The organism is Roseovarius indicus, assembly GCF_008728195.1.
Classification (GTDB): domain Bacteria; phylum Pseudomonadota; class Alphaproteobacteria; order Rhodobacterales; family Rhodobacteraceae; genus Roseovarius; species Roseovarius indicus.
Genome location: NZ_CP031598.1, coordinates 883,351 through 906,149, shown reverse-complemented (window position 1 = coordinate 906,149; position 22,799 = coordinate 883,351). Strand labels below are relative to the sequence as shown.

Annotated in this window: 19 protein-coding genes; 4 read left to right on the top strand and 15 right to left on the bottom strand. The window is 65.8% G+C overall.

The features are described from left to right. Nucleotides 1-53 precede the first annotated feature (53 nt). From RIdsm_RS04300 to RIdsm_RS04275, 6 genes are all read right to left on the bottom strand, one after another. A complete protein-coding gene (locus tag RIdsm_RS04300) occupies nt 54-1,283 on the bottom strand; it encodes a GAF domain-containing sensor histidine kinase (protein ID WP_074940461.1) in 1,230 nt (409 codons plus the stop codon). Between the two features lie 286 nt (nt 1,284-1,569). After that, complete coding sequence (locus RIdsm_RS04295; RefSeq protein WP_057820550.1) at nt 1,570-2,964, bottom strand: amidase; 1,395 nt, start codon at nt 2,962-2,964, stop codon at nt 1,570-1,572. A 2-nt stretch (nt 2,965-2,966) separates the two neighbouring features. After that, a complete protein-coding gene (locus RIdsm_RS04290; protein ID WP_057820552.1) occupies nt 2,967-4,475 on the bottom strand; it encodes an amidase in 1,509 nt (502 codons plus the stop codon). Nucleotides 4,476-4,524: 49 nt separating this feature from the next. Further along, nucleotides 4,525-5,973, bottom strand: a complete 1,449-nt coding sequence (locus tag RIdsm_RS04285) for an FAD-dependent oxidoreductase (protein WP_057820554.1) — start codon at nt 5,971-5,973, stop codon at nt 4,525-4,527. Between the two features lie 38 nt (nt 5,974-6,011). Then, on the bottom strand, nt 6,012-7,487 hold the full coding sequence (locus RIdsm_RS04280; RefSeq protein WP_057820557.1) for an aldehyde dehydrogenase: 1,476 nt from the start codon (nt 7,485-7,487) through the stop codon (nt 6,012-6,014). 67 nt (nt 7,488-7,554) lie between these two features. Beyond that, nucleotides 7,555-8,580: a D-2-hydroxyacid dehydrogenase family protein gene (locus RIdsm_RS04275; protein WP_074940465.1), complete on the bottom strand. Its 1,026-nt coding sequence runs from the start codon at nt 8,578-8,580 to the stop codon at nt 7,555-7,557. Nucleotides 8,581-8,950: 370 nt separating this feature from the next. Between RIdsm_RS04275 and RIdsm_RS04270 the strand changes: the two genes are divergently transcribed. The 4 genes from RIdsm_RS04270 to RIdsm_RS04255 are packed head-to-tail and all read left to right on the top strand — an operon-like array spanning nt 8,951 to nt 13,757. Beyond that, nucleotides 8,951-10,552 carry an OpgD/OpgG family glucan biosynthesis protein gene (locus RIdsm_RS04270; protein ID WP_143100505.1) on the top strand — a complete coding sequence of 534 codons (1,602 nt, stop codon included), beginning with the start codon at nt 8,951-8,953 and terminating at the stop codon, nt 10,550-10,552. Beyond that, a complete protein-coding gene (locus tag RIdsm_RS04265; RefSeq protein ID WP_057820559.1) occupies nt 10,534-10,770 on the top strand; it encodes a hypothetical protein in 237 nt (78 codons plus the stop codon). Before RIdsm_RS04270 ends, RIdsm_RS04265 begins: the two co-directional genes overlap by 19 nt. A 7-nt stretch (nt 10,771-10,777) precedes the next feature. Next, nucleotides 10,778-12,577, top strand: coding sequence for a glucans biosynthesis glucosyltransferase MdoH (gene mdoH, locus RIdsm_RS04260; protein ID WP_074940468.1), 1,800 nt, complete (start codon nt 10,778-10,780; stop codon nt 12,575-12,577). Nucleotide 12,578: 1 nt separating this feature from the next. Then, nucleotides 12,579-13,757 carry an OpgC family protein gene (locus RIdsm_RS04255; RefSeq protein WP_082647525.1) on the top strand — a complete coding sequence of 393 codons (1,179 nt, stop codon included), beginning with the start codon at nt 12,579-12,581 and terminating at the stop codon, nt 13,755-13,757. Between the two features lie 7 nt (nt 13,758-13,764). On the opposite strand, the gene RIdsm_RS04250 is transcribed toward RIdsm_RS04255, so the two are convergent. The 9 genes from RIdsm_RS04250 to RIdsm_RS04210 all read right to left on the bottom strand — a co-directional run bounded on the left by RIdsm_RS04250 (nt 13,765) and on the right by RIdsm_RS04210 (nt 22,728). Then, on the bottom strand, nt 13,765-14,274 hold the full coding sequence (locus RIdsm_RS04250) for a MarR family winged helix-turn-helix transcriptional regulator (RefSeq protein WP_057820563.1): 510 nt from the start codon (nt 14,272-14,274) through the stop codon (nt 13,765-13,767). Nucleotides 14,275-14,347: 73 nt separating this feature from the next. After that, on the bottom strand, nt 14,348-15,127 hold the full coding sequence (locus RIdsm_RS04245; RefSeq protein ID WP_057820565.1) for an SDR family NAD(P)-dependent oxidoreductase: 780 nt from the start codon (nt 15,125-15,127) through the stop codon (nt 14,348-14,350). A gap of 44 nt (nt 15,128-15,171) precedes the next feature. Beyond that, the gene (locus RIdsm_RS04240; protein ID WP_057820567.1) at nt 15,172-16,668 is read right to left on the bottom strand and encodes a flavin-containing monooxygenase; all 1,497 of its coding nucleotides are present in this window, start codon (nt 16,666-16,668) and stop codon (nt 15,172-15,174) included. Nucleotides 16,669-16,687: 19 nt separating this feature from the next. Continuing rightward, nucleotides 16,688-17,524, bottom strand: a complete 837-nt coding sequence (locus RIdsm_RS04235; RefSeq protein WP_057820569.1) for an alpha/beta fold hydrolase — start codon at nt 17,522-17,524, stop codon at nt 16,688-16,690. 130 nt (nt 17,525-17,654) lie between these two features. After that, on the bottom strand, nt 17,655-18,557 hold the full coding sequence (locus RIdsm_RS04230; RefSeq protein WP_057820571.1) for an HpcH/HpaI aldolase/citrate lyase family protein: 903 nt from the start codon (nt 18,555-18,557) through the stop codon (nt 17,655-17,657). Between the two features lie 263 nt (nt 18,558-18,820). Then, the gene (locus RIdsm_RS04225; RefSeq protein WP_057820573.1) at nt 18,821-19,864 is read right to left on the bottom strand and encodes a TRAP transporter substrate-binding protein; all 1,044 of its coding nucleotides are present in this window, start codon (nt 19,862-19,864) and stop codon (nt 18,821-18,823) included. Between the two features lie 42 nt (nt 19,865-19,906). Beyond that, nucleotides 19,907-21,217: a TRAP transporter large permease gene (locus RIdsm_RS04220; RefSeq protein ID WP_057820575.1), complete on the bottom strand. Its 1,311-nt coding sequence runs from the start codon at nt 21,215-21,217 to the stop codon at nt 19,907-19,909. Then, nucleotides 21,218-21,745, bottom strand: coding sequence for a TRAP transporter small permease subunit (locus tag RIdsm_RS04215; RefSeq protein WP_160325896.1), 528 nt, complete (start codon nt 21,743-21,745; stop codon nt 21,218-21,220). Next, entirely contained in the window at nt 21,745-22,728 is a 984-nt protein-coding gene (locus tag RIdsm_RS04210; protein ID WP_057820580.1) for an SMP-30/gluconolactonase/LRE family protein, read from the bottom strand. The genes RIdsm_RS04215 and RIdsm_RS04210 overlap by 1 nt, the downstream gene beginning before the upstream one ends. Nucleotides 22,729-22,799: the final 71 nt, after the last annotated feature.

Genomic DNA, 22,799 nt, shown 5'->3' with positions numbered 1-22,799 from the left:
GGCAAAGCTTGCTCGGCTGTCCGGCCCGTTCCGGATCGGTCGACATGGTCGGCTTATGGGCCGGAGCCGACCAGTTCCTCTCTCCACGCAGGCAGGCGGATCACGGCGGATGTGCGGCCCGGGGACGAGGAAATCTGCAATTCCCCGCCATGGAGTTCGACCAGTTTCCGCGTCAGGGGAAGACCGAGGCCCAGACCGCCTTCGGTAGACCGGTTGTCGAGACTGCCACCGACAACAAACGGTTCATCGAGGAAAGACAGGTCAACGTTGTCGTTCATCTCGCCATCGTCCGAGACATTCAGTTCGATGTTTCCGTCACCGTCTCTGCCGATACCCACAAGGATTTCCGACCCGCCGTGCTGAACGGCATTGATGACCAACGCGTCAAGCGCCAGTCTGATCTGGTCGGAATCCACGCGCGCTTTCAGCGAAGTTTCCTGATCGCTTCGCCTTATCGATTTTGCTTCGCCGTCTGCGCCCGGCAGTTTCAGTTCGGCAATCGACGCGACGATGTCAGTCAGATCGCATACCTGCTCGTTGAGCCGAAGCTCACCGGTTGAAGCATCGGCGAATTCAATGATCCTTTCGACGAGGTCTTGCAGGTGTTCGGTCGCTTTCAAGGCCGACGTGAACAGCGAATTGGCGGAAGAGGCCTTGTCGGTGCCCTCCAGCAGCTTCAGGCTGCCCAATGCTATCGTCAGGGGCGTGCGCAATTCATGACCGATCAGCGAGATGAATTCGGATTTTGCCACGCGGCCCGCGTTTTCCTGTCTTGCCTCGGTGTTCGTGGCGTTTCGGCCGGGGCGCTCCAGCGCCCTTGCGACCACGTGAGACAGCCCGATCAGCGTTGCCAGCGATGAGGCTGAAGGCTGTTCACGGGGCACGTAGTCGAGAGCGCAGAGGCTGCCGACCCTGAGGCCGGACGACAGCACAATGGGCGCGCCTGCGTAGAACCGGACATGCGGAGGATTGACCACGACGGGATGGTCACGGAATCGCGGGTCGGCGAGCGTATCGCACAGCACGAGCGGGTCACTGCGGAGGATTGCGTGGGAGCAGATCGAGTAATCTCTCGACGTTTCGCAAAGGGGGAACCCATCCCGCGCGGCGAACCATTGCTTGTCTTGATCGACGATGCTTACCAGGGCTGTCGGGACGTCGAGCTCCTTTCGAACCATGTCGACAATCTCGTTGAGAATTGGCTCCTCGTCGGGACTTACGGAAAGAGCTTGTACTGCGGCCAGACGTTCAGGCTCATTAAAGGGAATTGGAAAACTACGCATTGAAGGTCTCGTAACTTGGTATCGATTTGGTACGCCGTGCAGTTAGTGCAGAGGTTAACGTCGGGCAAGTGCGTGGTCGCATCAGGCAAAGGCGACAGCCAGCGGACCACGACAATCGCGGTTACGAGCACAGGTGAATCGATATTTGAGACAGAGCCTTTCAAGCGGGAAGACGCGGTCATTCATCCCGCCGATGGGTGGCGGGGCGCGCCCTTGTTCCGCGCAGTCGCGTAGGGTCGGCAAACCGGCACTGAGGTCGGTTTGCCCGATCGTGCGGTCGCCCCCGTCAGTCGAGCGGGGCGAGGTTGTCGAAGCCGAAGGCCTCTTCCACTACCTTGCCGGCCTGGAAGAGGCGGGCTTCCTCGAGGCGGGGGGCGACGAGTTGGAAGGCCAGCGGTTCGCCGGTTTCCGACAGGCCCGCGGGGAGCGTGATGGTGGGGTTGCCCGAGACGTCGTAGAGGCAGGTGAAGCGGATCAGCCGTTCGAGCCCTTCGGGGTCGGGGCAGATGCGGGCGAATTCCTCGACCGTGGGCACCGGGTTGGGGGTGACCGGGACGAGGAGCAGGTCGACCTCGGCGAAGACGCGGTCGAGCGCGCCCACGAATTCACGGCGGGCAAGGTTGGCGCGGGCATAGTCGGCGCCGGTGAAGGCCTTGCCGGCGGCAAGCGCCTCGCGGAAGCCTTCGGAATAGCCCTCGGGCGTGTCGACCGCGAGCTCTTCATGGACGCTCCAGGCCTCGGAGAGGCAGATGGGGGTCCAGGCGGCGTTGGCCGCTGACGTGTCGGGCATGGTGTAGTCGCAGATGGTGGCGCCCTGCCCTTCGAGGCTGGCGAGCGCCTTTTTCATCGCGGCGACGGTTTCGGGGATGACGCCGTCGGTGGCGTAGCCCTCGTCGAAGCCGATGCGCAGGCCCTTCACCCCTGCCCCGGTGGCGGCGAGGTAGTCGGGGACCGGCGCGGGGATGGTGGTGCTGTCGTTGTCGTCGCGGCCGGCGATGGCCTGCAGCATGGCGGCGGCGTCTTCGACCGTGCGGGCGAGCGGGCCGACATGGTCGAGGGTCCAGGAAAGGGGGAAGACGCCGTGGCGGCTGACCCGGCCCCAAGTGGGTTTGAGGCCGACGATGCCGTTGCAGAGCGCCGGAAAGCGGATGGAGCCGCCGGTGTCGCTGCCGATGGCGGCGGGGACGATGCCGGCGGCCACGGAAACGCCGGAGCCGGAGGAGGAGGAGCCTGTCCAGAGGTCGTCACGCCACGGGTTCACCGGCTTGGTGACGTCGGGGTGGTGGAGCGCGAGGGCACCTTCGGAGAGCTCGGTCTTGCCGATGATGACGCAGCCGGCGGCGCGGAGGCGTTCGACGACGGTGGCGTCGGCCTTTGCGGTGCGGTCGCGGAACATGGGCAGGCCGGCGGCGGTGGGGTGGCCCGCCATGTCGCAGAGGTCTTTCACCGCGACGGGCACACCGTGGAGGGGCCCGCGGCTTTTGCCCTCGGCGGTTTCGGCGTCGAGCGCCTTGGCTTCGGCCAGCGCGTCTTCGTCGAGGCGCAGGGCGAAGGCGTGCAAGCGGTCGTCGAGGGTTTCGGCGCGGACCAGCGCGGCCGCGACAAGGTCGACGGATTTGAACTGGCCGGCGGCGATCTTGCGGCCGGCTTCCACGGCGCTCAGCTTTGTCAGGTCGGTCATGCTCAGGCTCCCCGGGCTTTTTCGTACTGCGCGGCGGCAGAGATGAGGCCCGCCTCGCCGAAATGCTTGCCGACCAGCATCATGCCGACGGGGCGGCCTTCGACCGTGCCGCAGGCGATCGAGAGGCAGGGGTGACCCGCGGCGTTGAAGGGCGCGGTGTTGCCGACCATGGGCAGGGCCAGTTCGATGCGTTCGCGCAGGGTGGCGTCGGGGCCGGGCATGGCGGTGGCGCGGAAGGGGATCGTGGGCATGACGAGCATGTCGTATTGGTCCAGCGCCTTGTCATAGCCCGCGCGCATCCATTTCAGGAGCGACTGCGCCTTGGCGTAGAAGCGGTTCTGGTAATTTTCCGCCATGTAGCTGCCCATCAGGAAGGGCGGGATGGCGGTGGGGGAGATGCCTTCGGGGTTGGCGCGCCAGCCGGAGATGGCCTCGAGCATGGCAGGGTCGGTGAAGTTTTCCTCGAAGGTGGCCATGCCGTTCTGCTTGAACATCAGTTCGGAGGTGCCGCCGACGACGATGGCGCTCCAGACGTCGAAGCAGTCCATGTGGGTGGGCAGGTCGATTTCCTCGACCACGGCGCCGGCGGCGCGGAAGGTGTCGGCGGCCTCGCGGACGAGCGCGTCGGAGTCGGCTTCGCTTTCGGGGCGGCCAAAGCCCTGCTTGACGAGGCCGATGCGCTTGGGCGCGGTGGTGTCGGAGAGGGCGTCGAGGTAGTTCACCGGCGTGTCGGGCACGTTCGCCTGCCGGACGTCGAGCCCGTCGGGGCCGGCGATGGCGGTCAGGAGGCGGGCGATGTCTTCGACGGTGGCGCCCATCGGGCCGCAGTGGTCGATGGTGGCGTCCATGGCATAGGCGCCGGTGTAGGGCACGAGGCCGTGGGTGGGCTTGAGGCCGACGATGCCGGACCACGCGGCGGGGATGCGGACGGAGCCGCCCTGGTCACAGCCGAGCGCCATGGAGATGTCGCCCGCCGCAATGGCCGCGGCGCTGCCGCTGGAGGAGCCGCCGGCGGCGAAACCCGGGGCGTTGGGGTTCTGGACGGGCGGATTGCTGGTGTGGCTGTGGCCCGAGAAGGAGAGGTTTTCGCAGGCGGTCTTGCCCTTGATGGTGCCGCCGGCGGCGAGAACGCGGGTGACGACGGTGGCGTCGAAATCGGGGATGAAATCCTTCAGCAGGGCCGAGCCGTTGGGGGCGGGCATGCCGGCGACGCAGATCGCGTCCTTGACGCCCACCTCGTAGCCGTCGAGCACGCCCTTGCCGGTGGGTTCGATCGGACCCATCCATGTCCAGGCAGCGTGGGGGTTTTGGGCCTCGTCGGGCGCCTGCCCCACCTTGCCACGGCCGGGCCGGTCGGGACCCGGAGCCTCCATCGCGTCGAGACGTTCATAGCTTTCCACCATGCCCTGCATCAGCTCGGCGTAGAGGGGGTGATCCTTTTCGGCGAGGTTGAGGCCCAGCCGGTCGGAGAGATCGCGGACGGTGTCGGGCGTGGGGTGCTTGATCGTCATTTCTTATGGTTCCCTGTCTGTTTTTTGCGTTGCGCGCGGGGCGCGAGGGTCAGGCCCTCGCGCCGCTGGCATGTTGTCCGGCGATCCGCCCGAAGACGGCGCCGCGCAGCACCGAGGTCGCCCCGGTGTAGCGCTTGTAGTAGAGGCCCATCGTCTCGCCCGCGGCGTAGATGTTGGGGATGACCCGGCCTTCGCCGTCGAGGACCTGGGCGCTGGAATTGCAGCGCAGGCCGCCGAAGGTGAAGCAGTTGGCCGAGCTGATGGGCCAGGCCCGGAACGGGCCCTTGGCGATGGGCAGCGCCCAGTTCGATTTCGGCGGGGTGAGGCCGGTGGTGCCGAGACCGTCGAGTTCGAAGGGGCGGAAGGTGCCTTCGGTGGTGGCGGCGTTGTAGGCGGTGACCGTCTGGTCGAGGGCGGTTGGTTCGATGCCGAGTTTCTGGGCGAGTTCCGGCAGGGTGTCGGCGGTCACGGGCTTCTGGTCGCTGCGCACGCTGCGCTGCCAGTTTTCGACCTCATCCAGGCGTTCGTCGCAGATCAGGTAGGCCACGCCGCCCGGCAGCTTGTTGATGGTGCGGGCGACGTTTTCGTAGATCGCGTCGACGGTGGCGGAGGCCTCGTCGATGAAGCGGTTGCCCGACTGGTCGACGAGGATGCCGTAGGGGAAGTTGAAGACGATCGGCTCGGAGACGCCGGAGCGCGGGTCGATCGGTTCGGCGTGGTATTCGGAGAAGTCGCCGCAGGTGGCGGCGCCCAGCGCCAGTGCCATGCGCACGCCCTCGCCCCGGTTGTAATAGCCGCCGCGGGCGACGGGGCGGATGTAGCGGGCGCGTTCGCCGTAATATTGCGACTGCATCTCGGCGTTCCCCTCGAAGCCGCCGCAGGCGAGGATGACCTTGCCGGGGAGGTCGATGAGGGCACCGTTGTCGGCAGTACGGGCGCGGAGGCCGGTGACCTGGCCGCTGTCGTCGCGGAGGAATTCGACGGCCGTGGTCTCGTAGCGGAAGTCGACGCCGAGCTCTTCGGCGCGGGCGGCCAGCGCGTCGACCAGTGCCTGACCGCCGCCCACGGGGCAGATGCGGGTGGTCGACTGGGTCAGCAGGTAGGTGGGCATGTCGGAGAAGCGGATGCCGTGTTCCTTGAGCCACGAAAGCGTCGGGCCGGCTTCGGCGGCGAGGGTGCCGATGATCTCGGGGTCGGTGAAGGAGAGCGCCTTCACGATGGCCGGCCATTCGGCATAGTCGCGGGCGGTTTCGTTCATGAGCGAGGGGTCGAGGTGCCAGCCGGCATTGTCCATGAAGTGATCGACGAAATCGTCGGCCACTTCCTCCTCGGATTTCATGCGCATGAAGGCTTCGGTCCAGCGGGTGTTGCCGCCGCGCTCCTCCTTGACCGCGCGTTCGAGCACGGTGACCGACGCCCCCTGCTCGGCCGCGGAAACGGCGGCCGAGAGGCCGGCTATCCCACAGCCGGCCACGACGATTTTCATTACTTCTGCCATCTATGCAGCCTCCTTCAGCACAGTGTCCGACCCGGAGGTCATGCCTTGATCGCGAACGGGTCCCGCTCTTCGTCGGAAAAGTCGATCATCACGTTCTTGGTGTTGGTGAACTCGTCGAGCGCGTATTCGCCGCGTTCGCGGCCGAAGCCGCTATCCTTGAAGCCGCCGAAGGGGGCCTGGACGGCGACCGAGCGGTAGGTGTTGACCCAGACGGTGCCGGCCATGATCGATTTCGACACGCGCATGGCGCGGTTGAGGTCGGTCGTCCAGATGCCGGAGGCGAGGCCGTACTTGGTGTCGTTGCCGATGGCGATGGCCTCTTCCTCGGTGTCGAAGGGGAGGATCGAGAGGACCGGGCCGAACACCTCTTCCTGCGCGATGGTCATGTCGTTGCTGACGCCGGTGAAGATGGTGGGCTCGACGAAGAAGCCGTTTTCGAGGTCGGCCCCTTCGGCGCGCTTGCCGCCGACAGCAAGCTCGGCGCCCTCGTCCACGGCGCCCTTGATCGAGCCGAGGATGCGGTTGAACTGTGGTTCGTTGGCCGCGGTGCCCATCTCGGTGGCCTTGTCGGTGGGGTCGCCCATCTTGATCTGCTGGGCGCGGCGGACGAGTTCCTCGGAGACGCGGTCATAGACGCCGCGCTGCACCAGAAGGCGGGAGCCGGCGATGCAGGTCTGGCCGGTGGCGGCGAAGATGCCGGCGAGCGCGCCGATGATGGCCTTGTCGACATCGGCGTCCTCGAAAATGATGTTGGGGGACTTGCCGCCCAGTTCCATCGTCGAGGGCACCAGCGCGCGGCCGGCATTGGCGGCGATCTCGCGGCCGACGCCCGGGCTGCCGGTGAAGCTGACCCGATCGATGCGGCCGCTGGTCAGGAGTGCCTTGCCGACGCGGGCGTCGCCGGTGACGACGTTGACCACGCCTGGCGGAAAGCCGGCCTGTTCCACGAAGCGGGCGAATTCGAGCGTGGTGGCGGAGGCGTGTTCGGAGGGTTTGATGACGACGCAGTTGCCCGCGGCCAGGGCCGGGGCGAGCTTGTTCGACAGGAGGCCCATGGGCGAGTTCCAGGCGGTGATGAGCACCGCGACGCCGATGGGTTCACGGGTGGCGTAGTCGAAGATCTGGGGCTGATCGAGCGGGATGACCTTGCCCCAGAGCTTGTCGGCGTAACCCGCGAAGAAGCGGTATTGCCGGGCGGCGAAGTTCATCTGGCTGCGGGTTTCGCGGATGACCTTGCCGTTATCGGTGCTTTCGAGAAGGCCCATGCGGTCGCCGTTTTCCTGCAGCAGGTCGGCGAGGCGGTGCATGAGGCGGGCGCGTTCGGCGCCGGAAACTTTCGACCAGGCCCCTTCGAAGGTCTGGCGGGCGGCGGCGATGGCGTCGGCCACCTGCGCGTCGCTGGCCTGCGGGATGTTGGCCCAGGCCTTGCTTGTGTAGGGGTTGATGGCGGGGAAGTATTCCTGATCGGCGGTTTTGACGAATTCGCCGCCGATGAACAGTTCGTAGTCCTCCATGACGTCCTTCTTTCCTTGGTATCCGTGTTCGGGTGATGCGGGGCGCGTCGGGGCGCCGCCGCCGTGTTCAGGCGCGTTTCGAGCTTGCCAGCTTCTGCGCGTGCATCTGTTGGGCGACCTGCGAGTCGGGCAGGAAGGGGCGGCTGCCGCTGATGACGTTGATGGGCGAGCCGTCGAGATAGGCGCGCAGGTTCTCGTGTGTCTGGCGGTAGAAGATCTCGAAATTCTCTTCGGTGACGAAACCGATATGCGGGGTGGCCACGACGTTGCGCAGATGGCGGAACGGGTGATCGTCGGGGAGCGGTTCGACCATGTAGACATCCATGCCGGCGCCCCCGATGCGTTCTTCGCGGAGCGCGGCGTAGAGTGCGGCCTCGTCCCAGAGGGCCGGGCGGGCGGTGTTGACGATGACCGAGCGAGGTTTCATCAGGCCGAGTTCGCGGGCGCCGACGGTGCCTTCGGTGGTGTCACTGTGCGGCAGGTGCAGGGTGATGACGTCGGAGGTGGCGAAAAGCTCGTCCTTGGTGACGCAGGTGACGTCATGGGGTGCGGTGCGTTCGGGCGTGAGGTTGGCGCTCCAGGCGACGACGTTCATGCCGAGGACCTGGCCGATCTTCGCGACGGGAATGCCCATGTTGCCCAGGCCCACGATGCCGAGCGTCTTGCCGGCAAGACCGCGGCCCAGACCCACCTGCCAGCCGCCGGCGCGCAGCGATTCGGTTTCGGCGGGCAGGTTGCGCATCAGCTCGAAGATCAGGGCCCAGGTGACCTCGACCGTGGTCTGGTGAAGCGCATTCGTTGTGCAGACGGTGATACCGAGGTCGTCGGCGGCCTCGAGATCAAGCGAACGTGCATTGCGCATGCCGGTGGCAAGGAAGAGTTTGAGGTCGGGAAGGCGCTCCAGCACGGAGCGCGGAAACTCTGTCCGCTCCCTGATCCGCATCACCGCGTCGTAGCCCTGAAGCCGGGCGACAAGGAGGTCGGGGTCATGCACGTGATCGCGGAAGGGAACCACGGTGACACCGGGCAGCGTGCCCCAGTCCACCAGCTTGAGGGCGACGCCCTGATAGTCGTCCAGTACCGCTACGCGCATTGTCTTCCTCTTTGTTCAGTCGCCTCAAACTTTCAAAAATTCTGTCATCTGTCAACATTTTTGAAAGGACGTGTCGGGGCACGGCGCCGGCCGGCACATGCGGCCGGCAGCTCGGTTGCACAGGGATCAATCGAATCGCCCGGAGGGCTGTATGAGAGGTCTGTTTGGCGGCGACCTGCCGATATGTGCCTCGTAGATTGGCAGGTATACGCCACAATGCGCGCCGTTTTGCGCATTTCGGACAGTTTCCGGGGAAAGCCAACGATTCCCGGTTTTTAACTACACAACTTTGTGTAAACCAAACGCGACTCGAATGCCCGCGCGAGCCGATCTCGCTGGCGAAATGCACAAGATACGGATGCTGTTCCCGATGAGATCAAAGACTGTCTGCCTTACGCGCCGCGGGGTTCTTCTTACGTCTTCCGCCCTTCTGATGCTGGGCGCCGGTGGTGCGGTGGCGCAAGACGTGGTGACCATCGATTCCGACGCCGAAGGCGAGGCCGGCCAGCCCTTCAGTTTCGAGCGGCTCGTCGAGGACATGCGCGCGGCGGCTGGCCGCGAGTATGAGCCCGAACTGATCGAGGACAGCTTCCTCAACGACCTGAATTACGACGATTACCGGCTGATCCGGTTCGACCCGGAGCGGGCCCGGTTCGGCGAGGTGGACAACACACGGTTCGAGCTTCAGGCGTTCCACATGGGGTGGCTGTTCAAGGCGCCGGTGCATCTTTTCGAGGTGGCCGACGGCCGGGCGGCGCCGATGAATTTCGACACCGACGATTTCATCTATGAGCGCGAGTCGCGGGACAAGGTGCCCGAGCATGCGCCGCTGCCGGGGGTGGCCGGGTTCCGGCTGCACACGCCGCTGAACCGCCCCGATATCATGGACGAGCTGGTGGCGTTCCAGGGCGCGTCGTATTTCCGGGCGCTGGGGCGCGGGTCGGGCTATGGGCTTTCTGCGCGGGGGCTGGCGCTGAACACGGCGATGGACGTGAAGGAGGAGTTTCCGCGCTTCACCCGGTTCTGGATCGAACGGCCCGCGCCGGGAAGCGACCGGATCACCGTCTGGGCCGCGATGGAGAGCGCGTCGGTCACGGGCGCCTACCAGTTCGTGATCCTGCCGGGAAAGGACACGGTGTTCGAGGTGACCGCGACGCTGTTCTTCCGCGAGGATGTGCGGCAGGTCGGGGTGGCGCCGCTGACCTCGATGTTCCTATACGGCGACCGGAACCGGGCGAGGTTCGACGATTTCCGCCCGGCGGTGCATGACAATGACGGGCTGGCGATCGAGCGGCGGAACGGCGACCGGATCTGGCGGCCGCTGTCGAACCCGCCGCGGCTGGCGTCGAGCTATCTCAAGGAAGAGACGCCGCTGAAGTTCGGCCTGTGCCAGCGCAACCGCGACTTCGACCATTACCAGGATGCCGCCGCGATCTATGAGCGGCGCCCGTCCTGCATGGTGGAGCCGATCGGGGAGTGGGGCCGGGGCACGATACGGCTGGTGGAGATCCCATCGGAGCTGGAGGTGAACGACAACATCGTGGCCTTCTGGATCCCGGAAGTACCCGCCGAGGCGGGCAGCGAGATGACGCTGAGCTATCGGCTGCACTGGGGTGATCTGCCCCCCGAAGAGGATGGCGACGTGGCCTATGTGATCGCGTCGCGCGCCGGGGTCGGCGGCGTGTCGGGCGTGGAGAACGAGGACGGATCGCGCAAGTTCGTCATCGATTTTTTCGGTGGCCCGATGGAACATTTGCCGGCGGACGCCGTTGAAGACCTGTCAATCGTGGCGTCGGCGGTTGGCGGAAGCATAACGACACAGGTTCTGCATTACGTCCCTGAAAGCAATGTCTGGCGTCTGATCCTGGACGTGGTCGCACAGGGAAACGTGATCGAGCTTTCAGCGCGCATAGAAGGTTATGGTCAGAAGCTCACGGAGACATGGCTCTTTCAATGGCTGACGGAACAATAACAACTGGCGACGAGATCGCCCATTCCATCATGATGGCCCGCGACGGCACATCTGTTTATGGCCCTGCCCAGAGCGCGGGGGAGGTCGATGGCCTTCCCACGGCGCCGCTGGCGATGCCGACCCAGGACATCGAAACGGATGGCGGACCTGTCCGCCGTTTGTGGCGGCGGCTGAGGATGAGCGGCCGCGCCGCGAGTTCCGTGGATGTGAGCGCCTGATCGGTCGATGGTCCTGAACCGCCGTTCCTTTGCCGTTCTGTTCGTTCTGAGAACGGCAATGATCGCCCTCAGCCTGATTGCCGGGATCGGGGCGTTTTTTCTTTTCCTTGAGTTTGGCGATGCCGACGGGCTGACATGGCTCGACGTGTTCCGCGCCGTGCTAATCCTGATCTCGACGCTGTGGCTGGCGTGGGGGGCGGTGACGGCGTTCGTGGGGATGACCACGCGCGCGCGGCCGCCGGAGGGGGAGAATGTCGCGCCGATCAAGGGCCGGACCTGCATCCTGATGCCTGTCTACAACGAGGACCCGGTCGAGAGCCTGTCGCGGGTGGCCGCGATGGAGGCCTCGCTGCGGGAGACGGGCGACCCGGCGGATATTCATTTCGCCATCCTGTCGGACACGCGCGACGAGGCGATCGCCAAGCAGGAGCGCGAGGTCTTCGAGCGGATGGTGCGGGAGTGCGGCGGTGCCGGCCGGTTCTTCTATCGCCGCCGCGAGAACAACGTCGGCAAGAAGGCCGGAAACATCGAGGATTTCATCACCCGGTCGGGGGCGGCCTATGATTACGCCCTGGTGCTGGATGCGGATTCGCTGATGGAAGGCGAGACGATCCTGCGGATGATCCGGCGGATGGAGGCGGAGCCCGGGCTGGGGTTGTTGCAGACGCTGCCCAAGATCATCCGGGCGCAATCGCATTTCGGGCGGGCGATGCAGTTCTCGGCGAGTTTTTTCTCGCCGGTCTTTGCGCGCGGGCTGGCCATGGTGCAGGGCCGCACCGGGCCGTTCTGGGGGCATAATGCCATCATCCGCGTCAGGGCCTTTGCACAATCCTGCGGGCTGCCGGTGCTGAAGGGCAAGCCGCCTTTCGGCGGTCACGTGATGAGTCACGACTATGTCGAGGCGGCGCTTCTGGCGCGGGCCGGCTGGACCGTGCGGCTGGATGACGATCTCGAGGGATCCTATGAGGAAGGCCCCGAGAACCTTGTGGATCATGCCAAGCGCGACCGTCGCTGGTGCCAGGGGAACCTGCAGCACATGCGGATCATCGGGGCGCCCGGGCTGAAGCCCTGGTCGCGCTTCGTTTTCGCGCAGGGGATCATGGCGTATATCGCGCCGCTGTTCTGGATGGGGTTCATCCTGGCGTCGATCGCGGCGCCGCTTCTGGTGACGCCGCCCAACTATTTCCCGGTGCCGGGCTGGCCGTTTCCGTATTTCCCGCCCTCGGAGGCGTCGATGGCGATCGGGCTGGCGATCGGGATTTTCGGGCTGCTGTTCCTGCCCAAGCTGCTGATCGCGCTGCGCTCGGCCGTGACTGGCGAGGCGAAGCGGTTTGGCGGTATCGGACGGGTGTTCCTGTCGACGCTGGCGGAGCTGGCGCTGTCGTCACTGACCGCGCCGGTGCTGATGATGTTCGCCGTGCGCTCGGTGTCGCAGGTGCTGATGCGGCGCGACGGGGGCTGGCCCACGAACAACCGGGGCGACGGAATTCTGAGCTGGTCGGAGGCGGTGTCGGCGGCGTGGTGGATCACGCTGACGGGCTGTGCCGGGATGCTGGCGGCGTGGTACCTGACGCCCGAACTGTTCCTGTGGCTGCTGCCGATCGGGGTGCCGATGATCGGGGCGCCGGCGTTGCTGCGCCTGACCTCCCTGCCCTCGCGCCGGCGGCTGATGCGCGTGCCGGCCGATGCCGCGACGCCGCGCGTCGTGCAGCTTTGCGACATCGTCCTGGCCCGGTGGGGCGCCCGGCCGCGGCCGACCTCCATTCAGAGCGTGACGACCGTGCCCAATGTCGGGGTGAAAGTCTGAGATGGGCACATTGGTAGAGAGGGCCGTTCCGGCGGCAGGGGGCACGGACGAGGCCGGCACCGCGCCGCCGCCCAAGCCCAAGCGGCCGCGCGACCCGCGGCTCGATTTCTTCCGGGGCCTGTGCCTGGTGATGATCTACATCAACCACGTGCCGGGCACGATTTTCGAACATGTCACCTCGCGCAATTTCGGGCTGTCGGATGCGGCGGAGGGCTTTGTCTTCATGTCGGGCTGTGCCGCGGCGCTGGCCTTCAGTTCGGGGACCGTGCTGGAGACGGCGCGGCGCACGACCGCGCGGGCCTGGACGCTGTACCAGGTGCATATCCTGACGACGCTGCTGGCGATCGTGATGGTGGGCGCCGCCGTGCTTTACACCGGCGATCCGGAGGTTCTGTCGAACAACACGTTCGAGATGCTGTGGGAGGACCCGCGGACCGTCTCGATCGGGATCGTCACGCTGGGGCACCAGTTCGGCTATATGAACATCCTGCCGATGTACATGGCGCTGATGCTGGTGGCGCCGGGCCTGATCTGGCTGGGCCGGAGAAAGCCGCTGGCGCTTTTGGCCGTGTCGATCGGGATATGGGTGCTGGCCGCGAATTTCCGGATCAACCTGCCGAACTACCCCCTGCCGGGCGGGTGGTTCTTCAACCCGTTCTCGTGGCAGTTGCTGTTCACGCTGGGAATCCTGACCGGGCTGGGCCTGCGGGAGGGGCGGCGGTTCGTACCGGCCTCGCGCGTGCTGCTGGCGATCGTGGTGGTGTGGCTGGCCTATTGCGTGCTTTGGGTGCAGGTGGACGCGGTCAAGGCGTTCTCGCGCTCGGTGCTGGCGGCGCTGCGGGAAGAAGGGGCGATGTTCCTGTTCGTGTCGTTCGACAAGAGCTTCGTGGCGGCGCCGCGGTTGCTGCATTTCGTGGCGCTGGCCTATCTGCTGTCTTGGCCGCGCTTCATACCCTGGGTGACGGGGTCATGGGTGGCCGCGCCGATCCGGCTTTTGGGCAAGTACGGGCTTTGGGTGTTCGCGACGGGCACGGTGCTTTCGATCGGCGGGCAGCTTGTGAAGACGCTGCACCCGGCGGGCCTTTTGCAGGATGTGGTGCTGATCTTCGGCGGGCTGGCGGTGCAGTACGCGCTGGCGCGGTGGCGGGAATCGCTGCGGGTGCAGAAGGCGGTGGCCTGATCGCCGGTCAGGCGCCGCGCTGCCAAGGGCTGGTGGGGTAATCGGCCTCGCCCTGGGGTTCGTGGAAGGCGAGAATTCGTGAAATGTAGTCGAGGAAGTTGGATTTCTCGCCCTCGTCGAGCGGTTTGAGCAGGTAGTTCTGGCTTTCGACGATGCGGTCGCGGATGCGCGAGAGCAGGCTGTTGCCGTCTTCGGTGATGTCGACGGCCTTGGAGCGGCGATCGGTTTCCTTGACGGTGCGGCAGACGAGCCCGCGCTTTTCCAGCCGGCGCAGCACGTCGCCGGTGGTGGAGGCGTCGAGATAGGCGAGCGCGGCGATGGCCGTCTGGTCGAGCTGCCGGTTCTGGGCGAGAATCTGCAGGATGGTGTATTGCACCGGCGTGATCTCGGCCGTTTCGAGGGTTTCGTGAAACAGCGAGATGGCGACCTGTTGCAGGCGGCGGATCATGAAGCCGGGCTGGTCGGGCAGTTTGCGGATGGTCATGCTGCGGCGGCCACGCGTCTTGTGAAGTGTCATGAAACGAGACCATCCCCGGCGGTGGCTGTCAACCGCGCGGACCCGGGGTCGCCGGAGTGCGGATGGCTGGGCCTCACCCGGCGAGGTCGCCGGTCTGGAGCATGCCGGAAGCGAGGTAGCCGCCGTCGACCGGCAGGGTGATGCCGTTGATGTAGCGCGCCTCTTCGGAGAGCAGGAACAGGATGGCGGGCGTGATGTCTTCGACGCCGGCCAGTGTGCCCGCCGGGATCATCGGCAGGACGGAGGCGCGCGTGGCTTCGGTGTAGAGCTCTTCGGTCATGGCGGTGACGGTCGGGCCCGGGGCCACGGCGTTGGCGGTGATGCCGGCGCGGCCGAACTCGAGGGCGAGCTGGCGGGTGAGGCCGATGATGGCCGCCTTGGAGGTGCCGTAGGCGCCCCGGCCGATGCCCGCGCGATAGCCCGAGACGGAAGAAAGGCTGACGATGCGGCCGTAGCGGTTGGCGCTCATCGCCACGGCGGCGCGGCGGCCGCACAGGAAGCTGCCCCGGACGTTGACGTCGAGCACTTTCGAAAAGGTGTCGGCGGACAGCTCGGCCATCGGCGCGACTTGCAGGATACCGGCGCTGTTGACGAGGCCGGTGACCTGGCCGGCCCATTTCTCGGCCATGTCGAAGGCCGTGTCGACAGAGGTTTCGTCGGTGACGTCGAGCGCGAGGCCGAGCGCCTGCCCCCCTACCCCGGTGATGGCGGCCACGGTGGTCTCGATGCCCGCCTCGTCGATATCGGCGACACAGACGGGAACACCGCTGGAAGCCAGGGCGATGGCGGTGGACTGCCCGATGCCGGAGCCGCCGCCGGTGACGACAACGGTGCCCTTCTGAAAGCTGAACATGATCGGCGGCCCCCCGGTAATATGTGCGCGTTGTTAAGTGCCGTTCAGGCCGGGACCGTGACGTCGCGAACCATGTAACCCTTGGTGGCGAAGGTGCCGTTTTCCTTGCGGAATTGCGACATGTAGTCAGGCCAGATGGCGGTGAGCTTGCCGCTGCGGGGGTGGAGGTACCAGCTTTGGCAGCCGCCCGTGATCCAGACCGTGCGCTCGGCGCGGTCATGGATGGATTTCACGTAGGCCTCCTGTGCCTCGCGGTCGGGTTCGATGATCTTGCCGCTTTCGAAGAGGTATTCGAGCGCGCCGCGGATGTATTCGATCTGGGTTTCGACCATGTAGATCATCGAGCCGGCGCCAAGACCGGTGTTGGGCCCGAGCATCATGAAGAAGTTCGGATAGCCGTGAACGGAGGTGCAGGCGAAGGCCTGGCCGCCGTTTTCCCACTGATCCGACAGGCGGCCGGTCTTGCCGTAGATGACCTCGGCGATGGGCAGTTCGGTCGCCTCGAAGCCGGTGGCGAGGATCAGCATGTCGAGCTCGACATGGCTGCCATCGGTGAGCACGACGCCGGTTTCGTCGATCCGCGCGATACCGGTGGTTTCCAGCGTCACGTTCTCGCGCTGGATGGCGGGGTAGTATTCGTTCGAGATCAGGATGCGCTTGCAGCCAACGGAATAGGGCGGCGTCAGTTTCTCGCGCAGCTCTGGGTCGGCGACCTGTGCCTCGAGATGGCCGCGGGACATTTCCTGGATCTGGGCGAGGAAGGCCGGGATCTGGAGGCGCTGGGGGAAGCGGCTTTCGTTGCCCCAGAAGAGCTCTTTCCGGAAGTCCTGCAGCATCTCGGGGAAGCGCTCGAACATGCCCTTCTGGGCTTCGGAATAGGCCTCGTCACGGCGGGGGACGATGTAGGGCGCGGTGCGCTGGAAGACGGTGAGGTGCGAGACGTCGGGGGCGATTTCCGGGGCGATCTGGATCGAGGAGGCGCCGGTGCCGATGATGCCGACGCGCTTGCCGGTGTAGTCGTAGTCGTGATCCCATTGCGAGGAGTGCATCATCTTGCCGCCGAAGCTTTCGAGACCCTCGATATCGGGCATCGCGAGATCGGAGAGGTGGCCGGTGGCCGACACGAGTGCGCGGGCGCGGTAGGTGCCGTTGTTGGTCTCGACCTGCCAGAGGCCGTCTTCCTCGATCCATTCGGCGCGGGTGACGGTGGTGCCGAAACGGACCTTGGGATAGACGCCTTCGTCTTTCGCCGTGTCCTGCAGGTATTTCAGGATTTCGGGCTGCTTCGAGTAGGTGCGGCTCCAGTGCGGGTTGGGGCGGAAGGAGTAGGAGTAGAGATGCGAGAAGACATCGCAGCCGGCCCCCGGATAGTGGTTGTCGCGCCAGGTGCCGCCCACGTCCTGCCCGCGTTCGAGCATGAGGTAATCGCGGGTGCCTTCGCGTTCGAGGATCACCGCGAGGCCGAGACCGGAGAAGCCGGTGCCGATGATGAGGGTTTCGGCATCGACCTGGGGCTTGGGGGTGGTGTTCTGGATGTTCATGGTGTCTCCGATTCTTGGATCAGGCATGGATCGGCGCGTGGACGGTGCCCGGCGCATCGCGCTCGGGTTCGTCGATGAAATCGCGGATCAGCATAAGGAGGTGCGAGGGCCGTTCATGCGCCACGGCGTGGCCGGCGGGCACCTCGGCGAAGCGGGCGTTCTCGATCGCGCCGAAGAGCAGCTTGGAATGGTAGATCGGAACCATCTGATCCTGCGTGCAGCCGATCACGAGGGTCGGGGTGGTGATATTCGAGACGGCCTCGGTGATGTCGACCGTGCGGTTGAAGACCATCTTGCTGTAACGGTCGGAGCCATCGCCGATCTTGGCGACCAGCGCGTCGACCTCGGCCGGCAGGCGCATGGTGATAAAGGCGTGGCTGAAGGCGGTCATGACCATGAAGCCGGGCATGGCGGCGCTTTTTTCCTCGTGCAGCTTGAACCAGACGTCGTAGCGCAGCTGCTGGTGGATGTCGGTCTTGATCCAGCCGGCGATGAGGGTGAGCGATTTCAGGATATCGGGGGTCGTGCCGGCGACATGGGCGGCGATGACCGCGCCAAAGGAACAGCCGGTGAGATGGACCGGACCGTCGCAGAGCGCGGCGATGACCGCGCGGGCCTGGGCGGCGTAGTGTTCGGTGGTCGCGCCCTCGGCGTCGACGAAGTCGAACGCCACGACGCGGCGGCCGTCGGCGAGCATCGGGAACAGCGCCCAGTAGGTGCTTTCGGCCGAGCCGCTGGTGCCGTGCAGGAGCACGATCGTGTCTTCGCCGCGCTTGTGGGGCGCGGAATCATAGGTGCGGATCGTCATCCCGTCATGGGTGATTTCGCCTTCGACGACGTTTTCGGTGAATGCCATTCTTGCCTCCTCCGGCCGCGGGATTCTTGGGGCGACCGATCTGAATGGATATGATGAGTATACTTAGCATTATCGTATTCCTCATCCGCAGGCCTTGTCAACAGGGCATCCGCTGCCCTCGGGCGCTGGCTCAGATGACGGCGAGCGACCGGGCGCGCGCGATCAGCTGCAGCGCGGAGGTATAGCTGGGAACTTCGACCAGGTGCCCGTCAAGTTCGGCCCGGTCCAAGCCCTGCTGCCGCGCGGCTTCAAAGGCGCCGATCACTGCGCGGGCCTTTGCAATCTCCTGGTCGCTCGGCGTCATCACGTCGGTGACGACCCGCGCGTGCTGCGGGGACACCGCCGCCTTGGCGCTGTAGCCGAGCGATCTGCCGTAGAGCGTGTCGATGCGACACCCTTCGGTGTCGGAGAAGGTGTAGGGGCAATCGATCGACAGTTTGCCGGCGGCGGTGGTTTCGACATGCATGCGCTGGCGGCAATAGGCGAGTTCGTGGCCCTCTTGCGTGCGGGGGGCGCCGAGGTCGAGCGCGAGGTCTTCGGTTGAGCAAAGGAGGGCGATGACCCGGGGGCTGCAGGTTGCGATCGCGAAGGTCTGCATGATGCCGCGGGCGGTTTCGAGATTGGGGACGATCTTCGTGGCGCCGGGGGCGATGCCGTAGGCCGCTTCCAGCCTGGTGATCTCGGCGTCGAGATCGATGATGTCGGCAGGGTCGCGGACCTTGGGCAGGTGGACGGCGTCGGGCCGGCCCTTCATGACCTCGGTGAGGTCGGCAAGGCCGTCGGCCGCAAGCGGATTGATGCGGACGGTGGCCATCATGCCGGCGGCCCGCCACGTGTCGTAGAGCTGTTCCGCGCGGTGTCGGGCGTGGGGGCGGAGGTCGGGCGGGGTGGAGTCTTCGAGTTCCTGGATCAGGACGTCGGCGCCGCTTTGGGGGGCGTCGTCGAGGGAGGGGTCGTCGCCGCCGGGGACGAAGAGCCACGACCGGACACGCGGGGAGATGCCTGTTCTGTCTTGATCCGAACTGTTGGGCATGAATTTCCGCTCGCTGCCAATCCGCCATCGGCCGCAAGGGCCGTCGCGGCGACTGTAACCGGATCGAGAGAAATCGGGGAAGGGAAATGGCCCGCCGCGCGGATTGGCTGTAAGGCTGGAGGGAAACATGGGCGGAGTGTTGGACGCGTGATGTCAGGTCATGATCCGTACACAGCCATGTCGCAAGAGCTGGCAGGATCCCGATATTTGCCGGAGTTATCCGGAGGACGCCCCGGCGCGTGTGCGCCGGGGCGGAACAGGCGTTATTCCGAGGCGGGCGCGTCGATGCGGTTCAGGTCGACATAGCTGTCATAGGTCGCGCTGAAGCTCTGGTACGACTCGATGGCGCGGCGGAACATTTCGTCGTTCTCGCTTTCCTCGGCGATCACTTCCTCGGTGGCCGTGCGGAGCGCGGCGAGCACCTCGTCGGGGAAACGGCGGATGTTCACGCCGGCATCCTTGATCTTCTGCAGCGCCTCTTCCTGCTGGATGGCGCCGACCGATAGCGACCACGCGGTGTTCGACTGGCAGACGGTTTCGATGGTGGCGCGCTGGCCGTCGGTCATGCCGTCCCAGACGTCCTTGTTGATGAGAAGTTCCATGCCGCCGCCGGGCTGGTGCCAGCCGGGGAAGTAGTAGTTCTCGACGATGTCCTGGTAGCCGGTGGTGACGTCGAGCGCCGGGTAGCCCAGCTCGGTGCCGTCGAGCTTGCCGGTTTCGAGGGCGACATAGACCTCGCCCGCGGGCAGGCTGGAGGGGACGGCGCCGAGCTTTTCCATCACCTTGCCGCCGAGGCCCCCGATGCGGAAGTTGAGGCCCTGGAAATCCTCAACGGTCTCGATCGGCTCGTTGAACCAGCCGCCGGCTTCGGAGACGAGCAGGCCGCAGGGCGTGGGGACGACGTTGAAGGGCTCGTAGAGCTCGCGCCAGATTTCCAGACCGCCGCCGGCGTAGAGCCAGGCCGCGAATTTCATCGGGTCGGGGCCGAAGGGGATGGAGCCGAAGAGCGGCGCGGCCGGGGCCTTGCCGGCCCAGTAGCCGGCATAGCTCCACCCGGCGTCGATGGCGCCGAGGCCGACGCTGTCGAGCACTTCGAGCGGCGGGGCGAGTTTGCCGGCCTCGTAGACGCGGAAATCGAGCTCGCCGCCGCTGACGTCGCGGGTGCGGTCGGCGAAGCGGTTCACGGAGGTGCCGAGCACGCCGAGATCGGGGAAGGCGCTTTGCAGGGCGAATTCCTCGGCCTGCGCGGCACCGCCAGCGACGGTCAGGGCTGTCAGCGAGGCTGCCAGGGTAGACTTGAGTTTCATTTGGTTCTTCCTCCCGTTTTGGCTGGCCCGGGTTGGTTGGGTTCAGATCAGTATCGAGGGCCAGAGAAGTACGATCAGCAGGGTCAGCAGTTGCAGCCCGATAAAGGGCATGACCCCGGCATAGGTTTCCCGGTTCGTCAGCGCGCCCTGCGCGGCGTTGCGCATGTAGAAGAGCGAGAAGCCGAAGGGCGGTGTCAGGAACGAAGTTTGCAGGTTCACCGCGACGATGATGGCGAACCAGACCATGAGGGCGTTGCCCGAGAGCCCGTTGCCGAAGTCGAGCGCGGCGATGATCGGGCCGAAGATCGGCAGCAGGATCAGGACGATTTCCAGCCAGTCGAGGAAGAAGCCCATCACGATCATGGCGACCATCAGGATGATCAGGGTGCCCCATGCGCCGACATCCATGTTCTCGAGCCAGGCGACGATCATGTCTTCGCCGCCGACGCCGCGGAAGACCGCGCTGAAGCATGTGGCGCCGATGGCGAGGAAGAGGACGGCGGTGGTGTTGCGCACGGTCAGGACGGCCACGCGCGAGAAGCGGGCGAGGGTCAGGCGGCCGTTGGCGGCGACGAGGAGCGCCGCGCCGAGGGCGCCGACGCCGCTGGCCTCGGTCGGGGAGGCGATGCCGAAGATGATCGAGCCGAGCACGCAGAAGATCAGCAGGAGAAGTGGGCCGATGCCCAGAAGGATGCGGCCGAGGCGGACGTCGCCGCTGCGGGGGGCCATGGGGGCCTCGTCGGGGCGCAGGTGGGCGCGGATGAGGACGTAGGCAAGGTAGAGGCCTATGAGGATCAGGGCGGGCACGATACTGCCGGCGAAGAGGTCGCCGACGCCGACGCCAAGCTGATCGGACAGGATGATCAGCATGATCGAGGGCGGCATGAGGATGGCGAGGGTTCCGGAGGCGGCGATGACGCCGCTGGCCATGCGGCCGCTATAGCCCTGTTTCTGCATCTCGGGGAGCGCGAGCAAGGTCAGCATCACAACCGAGGCGCCGACGACGCCGGTGGCGGCCGCCATCAGCGCGCCGATCAGGATGACCGCGATGCCGAGCCCGCCGCGCCGGTTGCCGAGCGCGTGCTGGATATCGACAAGCGCCCGTTCGGCGAGGCCCGAGACCTCGAGCAGGAGGCCCATGCAGATGAACATCGGGATGCTGAGAAAGAGCCAATTGGTGAGGACCGAGCCGTAGACGCGGGCCACCATCAGGTTGGTGAAGGCCGAGGGCAGGTCGGAGACCAGGAGCGTGAGAACCGCCGTGCCACCGAGGACCAGCGCCACCGGGTAGCTGGACAGGATGCCGAGCACCAGCAGGCCGACCATCAGCAGGGGAAGCGCGTCGCCCGACATTCACTGGCCTTTCAGCAGCGCCACGACATCGGCCAGGAGGCGCAAGGCGAGGCAGAACGCGAGGAGCGCGAAGCCCGCGAAGAGGACGAACTTGATGACGTAGATATCCTGCACACCGCCGCTGACGCCGCCCTCGTCGATGCGCCACGAGCGTTTGAAGAAGCTCCAGGCGGGGGGCAGGAAGAGGACGGCGAACGGCAGGCCGAAGAGGATGTGGCCGAGGATTTCGGTGATCCGGCGGGGCCTGGAAGAGAAGGTTTCGGCCAGGAAGTCGACACGGACATGCCAGTTGAGAAGCACCAGCGGGCCGAGGGCGACCAGCAGGACAAGGGCGAAGACCTGCCATTGCAGGTCGGTGATCGTGGCGAGTGACAGGGCCTTGCCGAGCAGGAAGACCTCGCCGTCGAAGCGAATGAGCGAGCCCACGCCGAAGAGTGCCATCAGGACGCCGGCATTGATGAGCAGGACGAGGCTGGCCACGGCAATCATGCAGAGGCCCCGCAAACCAGCCGCGAACGGGGGTCGCATCAGGCCCATGTCCAATGCACGGGAGGGTGGCCGGCCACGGGGCTGCGGAAGCTGGCGATCCTGTCGCCGGCGATGCAGCCCAGGTAGACGGTTTTCCTGTCCTGCCCCCCGAAGGCGAGGCTTGAGGTATTGAGCAGGACAGAGGAATGGGGCTCGTAGACGAAGCTGGAGTGCAGCTCGCCCGCGGCGAGGCGGCGCTCCACCTCGGCGACGTGGTCGGGTTCGAAATCTTCGAACAGGAGGACCACGTCGCCTTCGGGGGAGATGCGGAAAATGCGGTTGGTGACCACGCTGACGACCCAGAGGCCGCCCTCTTCGTCAAAGGCCAGTCCGTCAGGGAAGGTGCCGGCGCCGTATTCAGCGACGGTTTGGCGGTTGCTGAGATCGCCGTTCGCGTCGAGATCGAAGGCGGTGGTGCGTTTGCCGAAAGTCTCGTTGACGTAGAAGCGGCTGCCCTGCGGGTCGATGCGGCATTCGTTCGTCCAGATGAAGCCGTCGGCGACGATCCGGGCGCCCTTGGCGTCGATCAGGCCGATGAAACCGTCTGCTTCGGTCGTGGAGAAGGGGATGTCGCGCGGGCGCATGGAGGAGACGCAGAACCAGATGCGTTCGAGGTCGTCCATCCAGACGAAATTGACCGTGGGGATGGCGACGCCGTCGACCTCCATCAGGTAAGGGGTGATCGCGCCGTCGGTGCCGATCTTCCAGAGGCCGCCATCGACACCGAGATTGGCGAAGATGACCGAGCCGTCGCGGTTCAGGACATAGCCGTTGGGCTTGAACCGCTCGGGGGCGTCGGGATTGCCGCCGATGAGGGTTTGCGTGCCGTCGGGTGCGGTCTTGAGAACACCGCTGCGCAGGTCGCTGGCATAGACGGCGCCGGAGCTGCCGCACAGCACGCATTCGGGGCGTTGCAGGTTTTCGATGGCAAAAGAGAAGTCGCTGGCCGAAAGGCAATTCGGCCCGATCGTCGCACTGTTCATGTTTCCTCCCCGGCGCTGATGCACCGCTTGCCGGAGACGGTAGCACCGGGTCTGAGTTGTAAGAAGTGCCG